Here is a 16,733-nt window from a genome sequence, read left to right on the forward strand (position 1 = left end):
ATCCGGCGGTGCTTATTCTGGACGACAGCACGAGTGCGCTGGATGTACGAACCGAAGCAGCCCTGCTGCAAGCGCTGGATGGGCTATCTTGCACGACATTTCTCATTACACAGAAGATCAGCTCGACTGCATCGGCGGATCAGATTTTACTGCTGGATGAGGGTCGTCTGATCGCGAGCGGGAGTCATGAGCATCTGCTGAATAGCTCAGAACTGTATCGCCGCATCTATGAATCACAATATGGAAAGGAGGAGCCGCATGCTCAAGAAACTCATTGAGCCATTCCGTCAGCCAACACCATCGTCCGGTGTGCTGCGTAATCCGGCAGGAGCCGAAGGACGCCGCAAGGCCAAAGCGAAGAACTGGTCCGGCACGTTAGGTCGGATATGGGCTTATCTGGCCCGCCGTAAGGCCAAGCTGATGCTGGTGCTGCTTATGGTCATGCTCAGCTCCGGGCTGGCTTTGCTAGGTCCATATTTGGTCGGCGTAGCGGTGGATGATTTTCTCGAAGGTCCGGGTGGAAGAACGTGGATTTATTTTCTTATTGGATTAGGGGCTGTATTTCTGCTTAATTCGCTGACCTCCTGGCTGCAAAACATCTGGATGATTGAAATCGCCCAAGAGACCGTTTACCGGATGCGGTTTGATCTGTTTTCGCATTTGCATAGGCTGCCGATTCCTTTTTACGGCAAACGTCAACAGGGAGAAATCATGAGCCGTCTGACCAATGATATCGAAAGTGTCAGCTCTACACTGAACAGCTCGGCTATTCAAATTTTTTCGAGCATATTGACACTGGTCGGTACGCTTGCAGTCATGCTGTGGTTAAGTCCTTTGATGACACTGCTGACGTTTATCGTAGTACCGCTAATGGCGGCCGGGATGCGCTGGATTACACGCCGTACCGGGCCTTTATACAAGGAACGCCAGCAGAACCTGGGCGAACTGAACGGTTATATTGAAGAAACGCTGTCCGGGCAGCAGATTATTAAAGCATTTTCGCAGGAAAAGAGAGTCATCCGCGGTTTTGGTGAGCGGAATGACCGCATTCGTCTGTCAGGCTTCTGGGCACAAACCATTTCCGGCTTTATCCCCAAGCTGATGAACGGACTGAATAATCTCAGCTTTGCCATGGTAGCGGGGATCGGCGGAATTTTGGCCATTCACGGCTCGATTACCATAGGTACGATCATCGTATTCGTAGAGTATGCCCGCCAGTTCACGAGACCGCTGAACGATTTGGCTAACCAGTGGAACACGCTGTTGTCTGCCATTGCCGGAGCTGAGCGTGTATTCGAGATATTGGACGAGGATGAAGAGTCCAAGGACGAGCAAGGTGCGATGGCCCTGAAGCATGTAAAAGGAGCTGTACGGTTTGCCGATGTTTCCTTCGGCTATGATGAAGGGAGCGATACGTTGGAGGGCATTTCATTCGAAGCCCAGCCCGGTGAAATGATCGCATTGGTCGGTCCAACCGGGGCTGGAAAAACAACACTGATTCAGCTGCTTTCCAGGTTCTACACTCCCGACAAGGGAACGATTACGCTGGACGGGCGCGACATTACGACCATACAGCGTGAAAGCTTGCGCTCCCATATGGCGTTTGTGCTGCAGGATTCCTTCCTGTTTCAGGGAACCATCCGTGAAAATATCCGCTTCGGCAGGCTGGATGCCACCGATGAGGAGATTGAGCAGGCATCCATGCTGGCGAATGCTCATTCCTTTATCATGCGGATGAAGGACGGATACGATAAGGTGTTGGAGGCTAACGGCAGCGGCATCAGCCAAGGACAAAAACAGCTGCTGGCGATCGCGCGCGCTATTTTGGCCAATCCTTCCATTCTTGTTCTTGACGAGGCAACCAGCAGCATCGACACCATTACCGAGCTGAAAATACAAGAAGGGCTGGAACGGCTCATGCAGGGTCGCACAAGTTTCGTTATCGCGCATCGGCTGAATACCATTCGTCAGGCTGACCGGATTCTGGTCTTGAAGGATGGTCGTCTGGTTGAACAAGGCTCTCATGATGCATTGCTGGCTCATAAGTAGCTTTTTTGTAGAAAAAGGACAGTCTGCGGAATCAAAAATCAAAGAACCGGACCGGGCAAAGGACTCATCCTTGCCCGGTCCAGTTACTTTTTCAGCTATTTTATGCTTCTTCGTCAGATTGTGGGCAAGTGAAAGCGACCCGACCTCTAAACTTACTTTTTATAAGTCCCGAAGCAGGAAGCGCCTGAACCCCCCGATTGTTTTTGATTTGCCCAAATACACTTTCCGGCTCGTACATCCGCTAGACACTCAAGAGGTACCCTTCTTCACTGGACAGCTTTTACCGCATCTCCCGTTTATACTTCAGGTACGGCAGACTAACCTGAATTTTACGTTTTCTGGCTGCTCTCGTGCACGAAGCTTTGAGCGGGCATAGTAGGTGCTGCCTTTGGCATTTCCTCCAGTACATCCTTGAACATGTCCTTCAACGTCGTTTGAATCTGCTCTGGACTGGAATTTATGCTCGTTCATCAATTCCCGAATCGCTTCTTGCTCCAAAATTTCTCTGTTATAGTACTCCCTTCCGAAATCGAATGTGTATGGAACTTAGTATGTTTCATTTCGTTCGATTTCAAAGGTTCCACGTTTCATTTTACAGACCCCGAGAACTTGCGCTTTTTTCATCATTTCGATCATATTTTACTCATATTTAGAGTGCTTCTCTGTAAATAAACTACTTATGGGACACCCCCTCTAAAAGTGGTGTTGTTGACAAAAATCTACAACTCTTTTTAATAGAAAGTGAGATTATAATGTATAGATGATATATCCTATATATTCCATTAACAGTTTACTTCATCCTTATATTTAAGGATTTAGTATAAAAATAATATAGAAGAGGTGTGTATTGAAATGAGTAAAAAATGGCTGTCGTCTCTATTTTTATCCTTTCTAATTTCAGTGCTATTAGTTGTCCCGGTATCAGCCCAAAGCGTTACCCCTACTCAAGATCAGTCCTCATCAGTCGAAAATTCTATTCAAGCTCAGTCCTTATCAGTCGAACCATCTTCTTCACAATTAGCTCCTGATTCCTCAAATTCCAATGCAAATATCCAATCAATATTAGCGCCTGTATGGGTAACCAAATCGTTTAATGTAACTAAGAATGGAAGAACTGTAACCGTGGAGTGGGGTATTGCAACGGACTCAATTATAAGAGAAGTCAATGCTTCTTTTAAAACGGGAGCCGGTTGGACGGATAGTACCAGTTTTAAGGGGCCGAACACTGGGGGAGTAACTCTCTCTCAAACATGGGAATACAGTCAACCAGGGATTTACACAGTCGGCGGAGTTGCTCAACTTTATACAGATAAAGGACTTGCATCTTGCTTTTCGCCTCCAAGAGTAGTAGTTATTGATTAAAGAGTATTTCTACATTTGAGAGGTGAGGAATTGAAAGTTATCGAATTGGCAATTGTATTAGATGATAAAGAGGGATACTACGCTGAAAAATTTGACCTAGTTGCCCTGCCTTTTGTCCCAAGAAAAGGAGAAATGATTTTATGGAATAATAAACTTTATCGTGTGCTAGATGTTATGTATAGTTTTGAAACAAACGAGTACGACTATAATTATGACGCTAGCCCTGCTACTCAAAGCTCGGTAGCTCATGATGTAACCTATAAAGTTTTTTTGAAACCTGAAAATTAAACAACTTTGATATATCTACCACATAAACTCCGAGCTGTTCTTTAAAATCAAAATTCCATTTTATTCGAGAGATATCTCTTTTAGGGGTATCTCTTTTCCTTTATAGCTCACATTTCACACCCCTACGACTCGGAAAATGGATAATTTTGATGTATGCCAGAGTATAGGATGGAGAGTCGGGTTGGAGTGGGTGGCAAATATGCAAATGAATAATTTCTTTGAAGTCGGTTATCTGCCGTTACTCAGCGATATCATGAACGATCTGGGACTGCGCCGGAAAATAGATGAGCTCGTGCCAGTGAACCGACAATGCCGGACGACTGCTGGTGAAGCTGTCCAGTTGCTGGCGCTCGATATGCTGAGCGGCCAAAATGCATTGATGAATGTGGGGAAATGGGCCGCAGAACAGGATTTGGATCAACTGCTCCTTTCCGGTTTGCAAGCGTCCTGATTCAACAACGATGCGCTTGGACGCCACCTTTTAAGTATGCTATTTTACAGGGACATACTATTAGAGGTTTACATAGGCATTTCTCAATCAATAATTGTGACAAGAGATATTTGAAATTAAGGTATATATCGAGCAGTGCTTTTACAATATTCTTGTTGTTCCAGGTTGCAGTCTGCCAAATTATAAAACTCCAATGAATGACGAAGAAACGTTGACACGGGTTCACCAAAGAAAGAGCCTGCTTTATTGATAGAACAAATAAGAGGGTTGTTACAAGAATTTGCAAAACGTGAGCCCAATGTGTAACAGAAATATCCCAAGAAGGAGCGGTAAGTGCCCCTTTAAAAAGATCGTTTGATCACTCCTCGAAAAGTGCTTGTCAGCATGCGCAAAAAAGAGCCGTAAATCGGCTCTTTCATAAATTATACATGAATTATACAGATTCAGTAACCGGATTGTTTAAGGGGCCGGGTTCAAACTCAGTCGCTGCCGGAATCATCTCCACTTGTCTGTCGGGATGAAACTCATTTTCCGATTTGGCGACGATGACGGTAGCGACCCCGTTACCAATCAGATTGGTGATGGCGCGTGCTTCCGACATGAAGCGGTCCACACCGAGCAGCAGCGCCATTCCCGCCAGCGGGATGGAAGGAAACGCCGCGAGTGTGGCAGCCAGCGTAATAAAGCCGGAGCCCGTGACGCCTGCTGCTCCCTTTGAGGTCAGCATGAGAATACCGAGCAATGTCAGCTGCTGCCATAGAGTCATATCGACACCAGAGGCCTGAGCCACGAATATGGCGGCCATGGACAAATAGATCGCCGTACCATCCAGGTTAAACGAATAGCCTGTTGGAATGACCAGACCGACCACCGATTTGGAGCAGCCGTATTTCTCCATTTTGTCCATCATACGGGGCAGGGCCGACTCGGAGGATGAAGTGCCGAGTACAAGCAAAATTTCTTCTTTGATATAAGCGATAAACTTGAAAATACTGAAACCGTACATGCGAGCAATCAGACCGAGTACAATGATAACAAAGAGGGCCATGGTCAAGTAAACTGAGCCCATCAGCTTGCCGAGAGAGGTCAATGACCCGATGCCGAATTTGCCAATGGTATAGGACATGGCACCAAATGCGGCGATTGGTGATAATTTCATGACCATATTGACGATGCCAAAGAAGGCGTGCGACAGCTTGTCGAACAGGACAATGACGGGTTTGGCTTGCTCTCCCATGGCCGTCAGTGACAGCCCGAAGAGAATGGCAAAGAGCAGGATAGGCAGCAGCTCCCCGCCTGCCATAGCGCTGACTACATTTTCAGGAATAATGCCGACGATGAAATCAACGAATCCATGACTTGATTCCGCTGCTTTTTGAGCATATTGAGATACGTCTCCGGTAGCCTTGCTCACATCAATACCGGCTCCCGGTCTTACAAGGTTAACCACGAGCAGACCAATGGCCAGCGCAATCGTGGTAACGATTTCAAAATAGAGAAGCGCCTTTCCGCCGATACGACCGACCTTTTTCATGTCCCCCATGCTGGCAATGCCGTGCACAACCGTAAAAAATACAATGGGTGCGATGACCATCTTGATGAGCTTGATAAAAGAGTCTCCGAGCACTTTGAGCTTTTCACCTGTTGTAGGAAAAAAGTGACCAAGAAGAATGCCCAGAACAATAGCGATAACGACCTGAACCGTCAAGTTTTTAAAATTAATTCTCAGTTTCATAGGGATACGCTCTCGCTTTCCTTTGATTTTTGAAAACGCTTTATTTTTGTATCCCCAGTGTAAAAGCTACGTTCTTGGCAAACAAGAATACGGTCATAACGTTCTTTTTGGTCTTTAAGGTCCCTGAATCATATTCATCAGATCCGACCCGATGACAGGGGTGAACTCCGGATACAGTACGCGCAGACGTTTCCTCCAAAGCCTACGCTCATCCTCGGACAGACGGGTAATGGTAATATCTCCGGCCTGTTGCAGCTCGATAAGCCGATTGGCATTTTCATCTGTTTCCCGCTTGTTCCAGCGCGTCGTTTCCTCAAGTGCCTCCTGCAGCACCAGCTTAGCATCACTTGGGAGGCTATCCCAATAGGATTTGTTAAATACGACGGCATACCCCAGATAGCTGTGATTGCTGATGGTCATATATCTTTGCACCTGGTAAAACCGTTTGGTAAGGATGTTGGATATTGTGTTCTCCTGTCCATCTGCTGTACCCGTCTCCAGGTTGTGGTATATTTCATTGAAAGGAGTGCTAATGGTCGATGCCCCAAGTGCTTCAAACTGACGCTCCAACACCTTGCTTGGCTGAATACGGAATTTCAAGCCCACAAAGTCTGCGGGCTGGCTGATGGGATGGGTGTTGTTAGTGATCTGTCGAAAGCCGTTGGACCAGAAAGCGACGCCTTTCATTCCATGGGGTTCAAGTGTTTGCGATAGCCGCTTGCCCAATTGCCCGTTCAGTGCCTGATCGACCCCAGCTTGATTCTCGAAGGCAAATGGAAGATCCATCACCAGCCAGGCCGGATCAATCGCATTCAAATTGGAAAATGAAGGAGCGATCATCTGGATTTCTCCCTGTTGAAGTGCAGCCACTTCGGTGGATTCTGAGTAGCGCATTCCATTAGGGAACACCTGAATCTCAATCCGGTCATGGGATTTTTCTTTAACAAGCTGGGCAAAACGAGCGGCAGCCAGCCCTTTGGGCGAGTTCTCGGCCACGACGTGGCTGAATTTGATCACGATCCTTTCCTTCAGACCAGTAAATTCATCATCATAAGGGAGCTCTTCACCAAAATTTTTTTGAAAACCGATCACATAAGCCGTTAGAATGCCCAGTATGAGCAAAACGGAAAATCCAACAGCTCTTTTCACAAATTAACCCCCTCTGTTGCTATTTTAGACCCATTATTCCACAATGATATTCAAAGGTAAACGCTTTAATAGGGAAGGAACAAATGATGAACAGACTTCGCATGTATTGGAAAATTATGATCCTTTCATTTGGGGTCGTGCTTTTTGCTCTTTTGATCGGCGGTCTTTTTTTGCTGGGTATCGCTACCCGGATCAAGGAAGAAGAACTCAAACAGCGGCTTACGATTACGGCTCAGACGGTTGCCAACCTGCCGGACGTCGTGGAACGAATTGATGACCCGAATGCTTCTGCCGTGATTGCGCCTATGGCGGACAAAATTCGGATATTAAACAATACGGCTTATATTGTCGTGCTCGATATGAACCGCAAACGGTTGTCTCATCCGCTTTCGGAGCGAATCGGCGGAACGTTTGAGGCTCGGGACGATGATGCCGCATTTGCTGAACATACGTATGTCTCCAAAGTTCGCAGCGAAGCGGGGATTGGCTTGCGTTCCTTTGTGCCGATTATGAATGCTTCCTCGGAGCAGGTGGGCGTCGTTGTAGCGGGCGGCCTGCTGCCAAGCGTGACGGAAATCATCCGGCAGGAAAAACAATCCATCATCATGACTTCGCTGCTGTCGATGATGTTTGGTGTGATTGGCTCTGCCCTGCTGGCCCGTCATATTAAGCTCCAGATGTTCAACCTGGAGCCGCAGGAGATTGCGAGAATGTTTCGCGAGCGAAGCGCGGCCTTTCAGGCAATGCACGAGGGTGTCATTGCCATTGACCGCAACTGCATGATTACCATTTTCAACGAACGAGCCAAGCAAATCTTCCACGTACACCGTGATGTAGTGGGCTTGCCGATCCGTGAGGTCATTCCAGATACCCGTTTGCCGGAAGTGCTGGATTCGGGAGTCGCGATTCTGAGCCAGGAGCTAAAAATTGGCGGGACCATTATTTGGAGCAACCGGATTCCCATTCGTGAACAGGGAGTTACGATGGGGGCGATCTCCATATTTCAGGATAAAACCGAAGTAACGAGAATGGCCGAGGAGCTCACAGGTGTCAAAGAGTTTGTTCATGCGCTTCGTGCACAAAATCATGAGCATATGAACAAAATGCATACTGTTGCTGGTTTGCTCCAGCTAGGACAGCAGAACGAGGCTTTGAGCTATCTGTTTGAGGTGACCGAGCAACAGGAGGAGATTACACGCTTCCTGCAACGGCATTTCGATGACGACGGAGTTGCAGGTTTGCTGTTGGGTAAAATTAGCCGTGGCAAAGAGCTTGGCATTGATATTAGGATTGATCCTGACAGCAGGATGAATCAATTTCCCCGGCTAATTGACCGACATGATTTTGTTCTGTTACTCGGAAATTTGATTGAGAATGCCTTTGATGCACTGGCGGATACAGAAGCCGGCTCCAAGGAGATTTATGTCAGCATCCGGCAGGATGACGAATATATGTCCATATTGGTCGAGGATAATGGCTGTGGCATGTCGGAGACCACGAAGAAACGAATGCTCGAACGCGGATTTACGACCAAGGACGGAGAGAGCCGCGGCATGGGGCTGCATTTACTGAGCGGGATTGTCACCAAGGGGAATGGCCGCCTGACATGCGAATCTTCACTTGGCTTGGGAACTTCCATAGAGATTCTATTTCCGTTGAAGGAGAGAGGGAGCGACGATGAGTAAACCTATCAAATCACTTTTTCGTGTGCTGCTGGTCGAGGATGATCCGATGGTACAAGAGGTGAATCGGCAGTTTATCGAACAGGTTGACGGATTTCAGGTCGTAGGTCTGGCTTCCAATGGACTGCGGGGATTGGAACTGATCGAGGAGCTAAAGCCTGATCTGGTTTTTCTTGACGTGTTTATGCCGTCGCTGGGCGGGATAACAACCCTGCAGCGTATCCGTTCCATGGCATTGCCTGTAGATGTAGTTGTCGTGACGGCTGCGAAGGATACGGAGACGATCCGTGAAATGATGCGAAACGGAGCGTTCGATTATATCATGAAGCCGTTCAAGGTAGAGCGTATCCACCATACATTGGAGCGCTACCGGGTACAGCAGGCTGGATTATGGGCGAAAGAAGTAGGAACCCAGGAAGAGCTGGACCTCATTATGCAAAATAGAGAAGCTGCCAAGGAAGAGGTAGTCCCTGCTCCAGTATACGAAGAATGGGCGATGTCTTACGATGAGCTGCCAAAAGGCTTGAATGCAGCCACCCTGAAGCAGGTGCTTGCGGTCATGGAGCAGCATGGCGGCAAACTGTCTGCTGAAGAAACTGCGGAGGGAGTGGGGATTGCCCGTGTAACGGCAAGAAGATACCTGGATTATCTGGAGAAAAAAGGGATCGTGCGCCTTGTTGTGCATTACGGCGGGGTCGGTCGTCCCGTTAATCGGTATGAGCTGCTGCGTGACCAAAATGACCATAAGTAACAATATGGACAAAAACTTCCCAACGCTTTTATGAAAGCGGTAACATGTGAAAGCAGGGAACAGCATGATTATATGAATAACCATACACGTGTCTGCCTTAGGGCGGCACTGTACTATGAATAGAATAGGAGTAGATGCCCGTGGCCTTTAATAGTCTGATTCTTCGATTGGAGCTCGTCCATTCCAAAGTAAACTTTGGTGATGTCGCATCAACCATCAGCCATGCCGGGGGAGATATTACTTCTATTGATGTTATTCGTCCCGGACAGGATTCATCCGTTCGTGACATCACAGTCCACGTCGCTGAAGTAGCAGAGGCATCGCTAATCGAATCACTCAAGTCGTTAGCAGGCGTTCAACTGATTAACATTTCTGACCGCACGTTTCTCGCGCACCTGGGAGGGAAAATATCCATCCGGCCCAATTTGCCGATTAAAAATCGGGATGATCTATCGCGGGTATATACGCCGGGAGTGGCCCGGGTCTGTACGGCCATTCATGAAAATCCGAAAAAAGCGTACTCCCTGACCATCAAACGAAATACCGTCGCGGTTGTTACCGATGGCACCGCCGTGCTTGGGCTCGGCGATATCGGTCCGCATGCGGCTGCACCCGTGATGGAAGGTAAAGCGATGCTGTTCAAGCAACTTGCAGGAGTAGACGCATTCCCCATTTGTCTGGACACAAAGGATACAGAGGAAATCATTCGTACGATTAAGGCGATCAGCCCGATTTTCGGGGGAATTAATTTAGAGGACATCAGTTCTCCGCGCTGCTTCGAGATTGAAACCCGGCTGGCGGAAGAACTGGATATTCCTGTCTTCCACGATGATCAGCATGGGACGGCGGTGGTTGTGATTGCCGGGCTGCTGAATGCGCTGAAAGTAGTTGGCAAGCGGATCGAAAATGTTCGGGTCGTTGTGAACGGAATCGGGGCCGCAGGTGTGTCGATATGCAAAATGCTGCTCGCCGCAGGGGTAAGCCGCCTTGTTCCGGTAGACCGGGATGGAGCCATTGTGCGAGGTGGAACCTATCAATATCCAATGTGGCAGTGGCTGGCAGATCAGCCTCAGGTAGAGTCACAGTCAGGCACATTAAAGGATGTCATTGCGGATGCGGATGTGTTCATCGGCGTATCCCGGGGTAATCTGCTCGATGCCTCAGATGTACAGCGTATGGCTGCAGACAGCATTGTTTTTGCCATGGCCAATCCGCAGCCGGAAATTGCTCCCGAGGAAGCCATCCCGCATGTCCGTGTATTTGCAACAGGGCGTAGCGACTATCCCAACCAGATCAACAATGTGCTTGTGTTTCCGGGGATATTCAGAGGAGCGCTCGATTGCCGGGCACGCCACATCAACGAACCGATGAAATTAGCCGCCGCCCGTGCCATTGCTTCCGTCGTAAGTGAACGGGAATTAAACGAGCAGTATATTATCCCGAGCATATTCAACGAACAGGTCGTTACCGAGGTGAGGAAGTCTGTGATTGAAGCGGCTATTCTGACCGGAACGGCCCGGCGTATTCCACCAGATTTTAGATAGCCAAAGGATTTTAGATCGTCCGGTAGAGCAAAATAGAATAACACGACCAGGTCTGTTAAACTGTGAAAATAGAACGGTTGCAGATACGTTGCCGTGTTAGCCTTATCTATTTTGCGGAGGTGCGTGGATGAACGGAAGTCTGTTTGAGCTGCGTTTGCGGAACGGGGATTATTTTCCCCGTTTCTTTGCTTACTATTACAAGCAGTGGCGCGACTATACGATGCCGTACCACGATCATCGTTCCACTGAGATCATGTACATGATTTCCGGCCTGTGCCGGGTGGATGTACAAACGGGAGGAAAGACGGAAAGCATTACGCTGCGTAAAGGCGAGTTTATTATGCTGGACGCAGGCGTACCGCACCGGCTGGTGGTGGAGGGAGAACAATCGTGCCGGATGCTGAACGTAGAGTTTGGTTTTATGGAGGGGATGAGTGTAGGACCGTCAATCCGGCAAATGGCATCGGAGGAGCAGGAGATCACAGCCTTTATGTCGCGTCCGTTCCCGTATCTGGTACTGTCGGACCCGGAAGAGGTATATTTTACGCTGAAAAGTCTCGTGCTGGAGCTGGATCAACGAAAAGAACATCCCGGTGCAATGGCAGAACTGCTTTTTATGCAGCTGCTGGTGCGAATTGCGCGTCTGCGGGAAGAGGCAGCGCACAGCAACACGCAGCAAACGGATATGTACGTCAAACGTTGCCTTGAATTTCTCCATCTGAACTATGACCGGGATATTGTGGTCCAGGATATGGCGGCAGCCGTGAATCTGCATCCGGGGTATTTGCACCGTATTTTCAAAAAACATACCGGACAAACACTTACCGCTTATTTGACCATGCTGCGAATGGACAAGGCCCGAATGCTGCTTCAGCAAACGGACATTCCCATTCAGGAAATTGCCGATTACGTAGGTGTGGGCAGCAGGCAGTATTTTCATATGTTGTTCAAAAAGCACACAGGCAAGACACCAGTTGAATACCGTTCTGCTATGGAACGCCATGTATGGAACTATGCGGAGGAGGAAGGGGACTGAATATATAGGAAGAGGACTGAATATATAGGAAGTTTTATGATTTATTCATATTCGTGAGGAGCTTACCTGGTAGCAAAGGTAGGCTTTTTTGTTTTCGAAAATAGGCATTTTGATTCAGGTTCTAAAGAATCATTTTTAGGGAGTTAAAATTCATATGATTAAATTAAATTTAAGAGGTTCATAGGGAAATCAGCTTTATTTTTATGAAAATGAAGATGTGTTTTCACAAGTATGGATGCTTACTCTGGGTAAAAAGAATCTGAATGATAGTAAATCTTTCATTTTTATGCATGATAATAGGTCTAATATCTTGTTTGTTTTATAAAAGTTATAAATTGACAATAACAAAGACACTCCGTATGATACCTATAATGTAAGGTATAAATTGGAATTCAAATGGTTCTTTAGATTCAATTATATTATAGAGTTCCACGAAATGAATATTGAGATTGGGAATATAAAGGAGTTTTATCGACGATGGAACATATGGATGAGCAAATTGCAGACATGATTAATGCTGCACGGAAGGAACAACAGGGTGCATCAGGTCTTCCAAAATCGGATTTACACAATTACATAGAGTCTGAGAGCAGCTTGGAACTTCATCCACTTATGATGCTGGACGGAGAACGAATCGCTTTTGCAGAACGTCCTTTGCAGAACGACAAAATTTCGATATGGCTGCCCCGGACATTCACCGAGATGGGCGAGCGGGAGATTGAACTTAAATATCCTTCGAGTTATCGCCCACCGCTCATTTTGAACGATCCAACTGGGGAGATCAATTTTTCTTTTAACCTGACAGCAAGCGAACTGATGGATGAGGAGCTAGAGGCGTTCACCAGCGAGATGATCTACATTTTGCACCACACACAAAAGTTGACGGAATGGTATGCAGACGGTGTGTGCAAGGTGTACGGACGACGGGTCGGATACTGTGAATTTATGACTCCGGCTTTGAATACGCGCCTGTATAATTTGACCTTTTTTGCAGCTCTGGAAGGGCAGGCTCTTATATGCTCATTTAACTGTACGGAGGAACGTATGGATACATGGCGTCCGGTCGCTCAACGTATGATGACCACACTAAAAATCCTGCCCAGTGAGGCCGAAGGAGGAGAAGCATGGAGCAAATAAGCACCACCTACTCTAATCTGAAAATCACGCCTTATCAGCTTGTTAATGTACAGGAGCTATATCTGGTCAAGCGTCTGAATGACCATACCCGGCTTCGTTTTACCGCTGTCGTGCCTGAGGAACTAAAGGACACGTATGTAGATATGACCAAATTTGACTCACCTGTCGAAATCTTGCAACTGGCAGAGGATAGCACGGAGGTTCCCTTGTTTAGCGGAACAGTGCTGGCAATTGAAGTGAAGGCGGTACGAGATGTGTACTACCTGGAGGTAGAGGCTGTGTCGCATACCTACAGGCTGGATGTACGGCCCCAAAGTCGTTCTTTTCAGGACAAAAATATGAAGGTGGATGAACTGCTGCATCGTATTTCGCTTCTTTATCCTAGCTTGGACATCATGGATTCGGCCACCGGGGGAGCGTCGATCGGGCGGATGTGGGTGCAGTACCGCGAGACTGATTGGGCTTTTCTCAAGCGGCTGGCTTCCTATTACCATACCTCCCTTATGCCCGCGGCCATATTTGATACCCCAAAGTTCTATTTTGGCATTGAAGAAAGCGGAGCAGCCGTTCAACTGGACAATTATCATTACACGGTAAGCAAAAGAATCTCGGCATATCGCTACTTTGCAGGCAATGATACAGCTTCGGTGGATGAGCAGGATTTTCTCGATTATACCGTTGAAACAGAACAGGTGCTGGAACTGGGCAATGAAATCCAATTCCGTGGCAAAACGCTATATGTATACGAGGCACAAACTCGTATGACCCAGGGAGTGCTGCTGCACACATATACCTTGACGACGCATAAGGGGTTGCGACAGAAAACGTATTATAACGAGCAGCTGACGGGTCTGTCTCTGGAGGGAAAAGTGATCGCTGTCGAACGTGATCGGGTTAAAGTACATCTGGATATCGATCCGGAGCAGGACAAAAATACAGCCCACTGGTTTCCTTATGCAACAGGGTATAGTGCAGAGGGGCATAGTGGCTGGTATGTGATGCCTGAGCTGGGGGATAAAGTGCGTATTTATTTTCCGAACCAACATGATGACGAGGGCATCGCCAGTAGCTCGGCCCGGCAGGATCGGGGGGATGGCGGCCACAATCATTTGAAGCATCAGGACGTAAAAATATTCCGGACGCCACATGGTAAGGAAATCCGTTTGACACCGGACGAGGTGGTAATCACCGGCAAGGATGGTGCTGTTTTCATCAAGCTGAATCAAGGCGACGGTATTCATATGGTGAGCAATAAAGATATTCATTTTTCGGCAGGCGGCAACATCCACATGGAGGCGGGGCAAAAGGTAACTATTTCCGCTGGTCAGGAAATCAACCTGTCCAGCCGCAGCAGCCATATTACACTCGGTGGTGACACATCGGTCGTTGGCAGCGAAGTCAAAACGAATTGACGGAGGAAGCAGACCATGGCAAAAGAAAAAGCATCCATGACCATTCAGGCCGGATCAGGTGCAAAAAAAGGATATGTGGTTGCAGGGGCTATTTTGAAATGCAATTGCGGTACACAGCCCACCCGGCTCAAGCGTCCGCTTAGCCACGGTGTTTATATCAAGGACAAGGCCCAGATGAATGTGGGGGATCACGAACCGGGAGTTCATATATCTGGGTTTGGTAATTGTTTTAGCCCAGCCAATCCGGCGGTTCAAAATAGCCAGATGGTGGACATTTTCGGTGTGAAGAAGGCGCCTTGTGTTCCAGTTATTCTTCGACCCTGGATTGGGGGCAAGCAGGATGTGCTCGTCGAGGGACAGCCCGCCTTGCTGGAGCATTGTACCAATGCCTGTCTGTATTGCGGAGCAATCACGATTGAAAATGACGGGCAGAATCTGGACTGATAGTGGGGGTTTCTCATCAAATGGACAAGGTGCAGGAAACATCCGGTTACCGTCATGTGGAATTACTGAGTAAAGTTCCGCTGCAAACCATGACAGACATTCGCATCGAGCGCAGATTGGGCGACCATGTGCGTTTGGTAGTGAGTGGCATCGTGCCGGAGGAAAAGCAGGAACGGTTTATGGAGTTGGAGAGTGAAGCCGAACCGGTTGAAGTTATCGAAAAGGACAAGGATGGCCAGCGGCTGCGTACGTTGTTCCATGGACAAATGACGCGTATCACGCTAAAGCAGGTACACGGTATTCATTACGTACAATTAGAGGCCATATCGCATACGATTCGACTCGATGTGAGGCCTGTGACCCAGTCTTTTCAAGATCATACCATGACGTATGGGCGGCTGCTGAAGCAGGTGCTTGCTGGTTATACAGGAGCAGATGTGATCGATACAGTCAGTGGGGATACCCGACTGGGCGCTTTGACATTGCAGTACAGAGAAACAGACTGGGCATTTTTGAAAAGGATGGCTTCCAGATTTGGAGCTGTGCTTGTGCCTGAGGCTGCCGCAGATGCCCCCAAGTTCTGGTTCGGTTTTCCCGAGGGACGACCTGCAACACTGGATGAGGTCCCGTATCACTCAAGAAAAAGTTTTGTCGGCGCAGATGGAGCTTTTTCTGACGGGGACGGTTTGTCATATGGAGCATCGTCAGTGTACGAAGCCAAAGCATTCCTTGGCGGCCCTCTTCCAGGATCGGGACATGTGGACGACGGAATAAAATATTTTTGGAGTGATTCAAGCAGCAGTGAGCGGCTATCTGCTGTCAGCGTGGATGGCTTCATGGGTAGAGCATTGCCTGGGGGAGCAGACCTGTGGCATAGACAGCCGGGGATTCAAACAGGTATGCGCCATAACGAAGCCAACACCCCCTATGGTACGTCCTATACTGTGGAGAGTGCACGATATTTCCGCCCCGGAGATGTACTCTCTTTTCAAGGCAAGGAACTGCTCGTTGCGGATATCGTGTCCCGGATGGACCGGGGGTTGTTTTTACATACCTATACACTGGTTTCTGAAGATGAAATTCGGCAAAAGCCGATCTGGAACCATTCAGTGAGAGGGGCCTCTCTAGAGGGCCGGGTACTGGAAGTTGAGCGGGATCAGGTACGTGTACATCTCACCATAGATGCTGTACAGGAACGGGAAAAGGCATGCTGGTTCCCCTATGCAACAGGCTATAGTGCAGAGGGCCATAGCGGCTGGTATGTGATGCCCGAAAAAGGAGACATGGTGCAGGTACAGTTCCCGAGCTTGCAGGAGTCGGATGGTTTTGCAGCCAGGTCTGTGAGGCGCAGTGGCAAGCCTGTACCCGAGCTGAGCAATCCGGACATTAAATACTGGGGCACTCCTCATGACAAGCTGGTTAAGCTAAGCGCGCAAGAGTTGATGGTATCGGCTAAAATGAATAGCGTATATATTTCACTTGATGCGAAGGGAATACAGGTACACAGTGACCATGCGCTGTCAATTGCAGCCAAACGGGGGCTAACGATCCACGCGGAGGATACACTGAATATTGCGGCAGGCGAGGCCATCTATTTGCAAGCAGGCAGCAGCAGTATGGTGATAGACGGAGAGACGGATATTCGTTCGTCGCAAGTGAAGCTGGATGGGATAATCAAGCGTCCGGTTTTCGT

The 16,733-nt window shown here is 48.2% G+C and carries 14 protein-coding genes and 2 pseudogenes; 13 read left to right on the top strand and 3 right to left on the bottom strand.

Annotated features, from left to right (window positions below; genetic code table 11):
- Nucleotides 1-278 (top strand): annotated as a pseudogene (locus WG8_RS28020) (ABC transporter ATP-binding protein); the annotation flags it as partial.
- Nucleotides 259-2,049, top strand: a complete 1,791-nt coding sequence (locus tag WG8_RS05165) for an ABC transporter ATP-binding protein (RefSeq protein WP_007429053.1) — start codon at nt 259-261, stop codon at nt 2,047-2,049. The pseudogene WG8_RS28020 and the gene WG8_RS05165, both read left to right, overlap by 20 nt.
- Nucleotides 2,050-2,136: 87 nt before the next feature.
- On the opposite strand, the pseudogene WG8_RS29480 reads toward WG8_RS05165, so the two are convergent.
- Nucleotides 2,137-2,422: pseudogene (locus WG8_RS29480) on the bottom strand (transposase); the annotation flags it as partial.
- A gap of 479 nt (nt 2,423-2,901) precedes the next feature.
- Here WG8_RS29480 and WG8_RS27050 point away from each other — a divergent pair.
- The 3 genes from WG8_RS27050 (at nt 2,902) to WG8_RS05180 (ending at nt 4,150) form a co-directional block, all read left to right on the top strand.
- Nucleotides 2,902-3,411 (top strand): hypothetical protein, encoded by a 510-nt coding sequence (locus WG8_RS27050; RefSeq protein ID WP_157136308.1) that lies wholly within the window; start codon nt 2,902-2,904, stop codon nt 3,409-3,411.
- Nucleotides 3,412-3,441: 30 nt separating this feature from the next.
- Nucleotides 3,442-3,699 (top strand): hypothetical protein, encoded by a 258-nt coding sequence (locus WG8_RS05175; protein ID WP_043890819.1) that lies wholly within the window; start codon nt 3,442-3,444, stop codon nt 3,697-3,699.
- Nucleotides 3,700-3,904: 205 nt separating this feature from the next.
- Entirely contained in the window at nt 3,905-4,150 is a 246-nt protein-coding gene (locus tag WG8_RS05180) for a DUF4277 domain-containing protein (RefSeq protein ID WP_157136309.1), read from the top strand.
- A gap of 433 nt (nt 4,151-4,583) precedes the next feature.
- On the opposite strand, the gene WG8_RS05185 is transcribed toward WG8_RS05180, so the two are convergent.
- Nucleotides 4,584-5,885 carry a dicarboxylate/amino acid:cation symporter gene (locus tag WG8_RS05185; protein WP_007429056.1) on the bottom strand — a complete coding sequence of 434 codons (1,302 nt, stop codon included), beginning with the start codon at nt 5,883-5,885 and terminating at the stop codon, nt 4,584-4,586.
- Nucleotides 5,886-5,999: 114 nt separating this feature from the next.
- Nucleotides 6,000-7,034 carry a DctP family TRAP transporter solute-binding subunit gene (locus tag WG8_RS05190; protein ID WP_007429057.1) on the bottom strand — a complete coding sequence of 345 codons (1,035 nt, stop codon included), beginning with the start codon at nt 7,032-7,034 and terminating at the stop codon, nt 6,000-6,002.
- An 86-nt stretch (nt 7,035-7,120) separates the two neighbouring features.
- Between WG8_RS05190 and WG8_RS05195 the strand changes: the two genes are divergently transcribed.
- The 8 genes from WG8_RS05195 to WG8_RS25915 all read left to right on the top strand — a co-directional run.
- Nucleotides 7,121-8,719 carry an ATP-binding protein gene (locus WG8_RS05195; RefSeq protein WP_007429058.1) on the top strand — a complete coding sequence of 533 codons (1,599 nt, stop codon included), beginning with the start codon at nt 7,121-7,123 and terminating at the stop codon, nt 8,717-8,719.
- The gene (locus WG8_RS05200) at nt 8,712-9,467 is read left to right on the top strand and encodes a response regulator (RefSeq protein ID WP_007429059.1); all 756 of its coding nucleotides are present in this window, start codon (nt 8,712-8,714) and stop codon (nt 9,465-9,467) included. The genes WG8_RS05195 and WG8_RS05200 overlap by 8 nt, the downstream gene beginning before the upstream one ends.
- A gap of 140 nt (nt 9,468-9,607) precedes the next feature.
- Nucleotides 9,608-11,011, top strand: coding sequence for an NAD-dependent malic enzyme (locus tag WG8_RS05205; protein ID WP_007429060.1), 1,404 nt, complete (start codon nt 9,608-9,610; stop codon nt 11,009-11,011).
- Between the two features lie 127 nt (nt 11,012-11,138).
- Nucleotides 11,139-12,047 (top strand): AraC family transcriptional regulator, encoded by a 909-nt coding sequence (locus WG8_RS05210; protein ID WP_007429061.1) that lies wholly within the window; start codon nt 11,139-11,141, stop codon nt 12,045-12,047.
- Nucleotides 12,048-12,524: 477 nt separating this feature from the next.
- Complete coding sequence (locus WG8_RS05215) at nt 12,525-13,184, top strand: hypothetical protein (RefSeq protein WP_007429062.1); 660 nt, start codon at nt 12,525-12,527, stop codon at nt 13,182-13,184.
- Entirely contained in the window at nt 13,172-14,596 is a 1,425-nt protein-coding gene (locus tag WG8_RS05220) for a hypothetical protein (RefSeq protein WP_007429063.1), read from the top strand. The genes WG8_RS05215 and WG8_RS05220 overlap by 13 nt, the downstream gene beginning before the upstream one ends.
- Nucleotides 14,597-14,611: 15 nt before the next feature.
- Nucleotides 14,612-15,040, top strand: coding sequence for a DUF4280 domain-containing protein (locus tag WG8_RS05225; RefSeq protein WP_007429064.1), 429 nt, complete (start codon nt 14,612-14,614; stop codon nt 15,038-15,040).
- Between the two features lie 20 nt (nt 15,041-15,060).
- Nucleotides 15,061-16,733: phage baseplate assembly protein V (locus tag WG8_RS25915; RefSeq protein ID WP_007429065.1), on the top strand; the 1,673-nt coding region annotated here is incomplete at its 3' end.

It is taken from the genome of Paenibacillus sp. Aloe-11 (genome assembly GCF_000245715.1).
GTDB classification, from domain to species: Bacteria; Bacillota; Bacilli; order Paenibacillales; family Paenibacillaceae; genus Paenibacillus; species Paenibacillus kribbensis.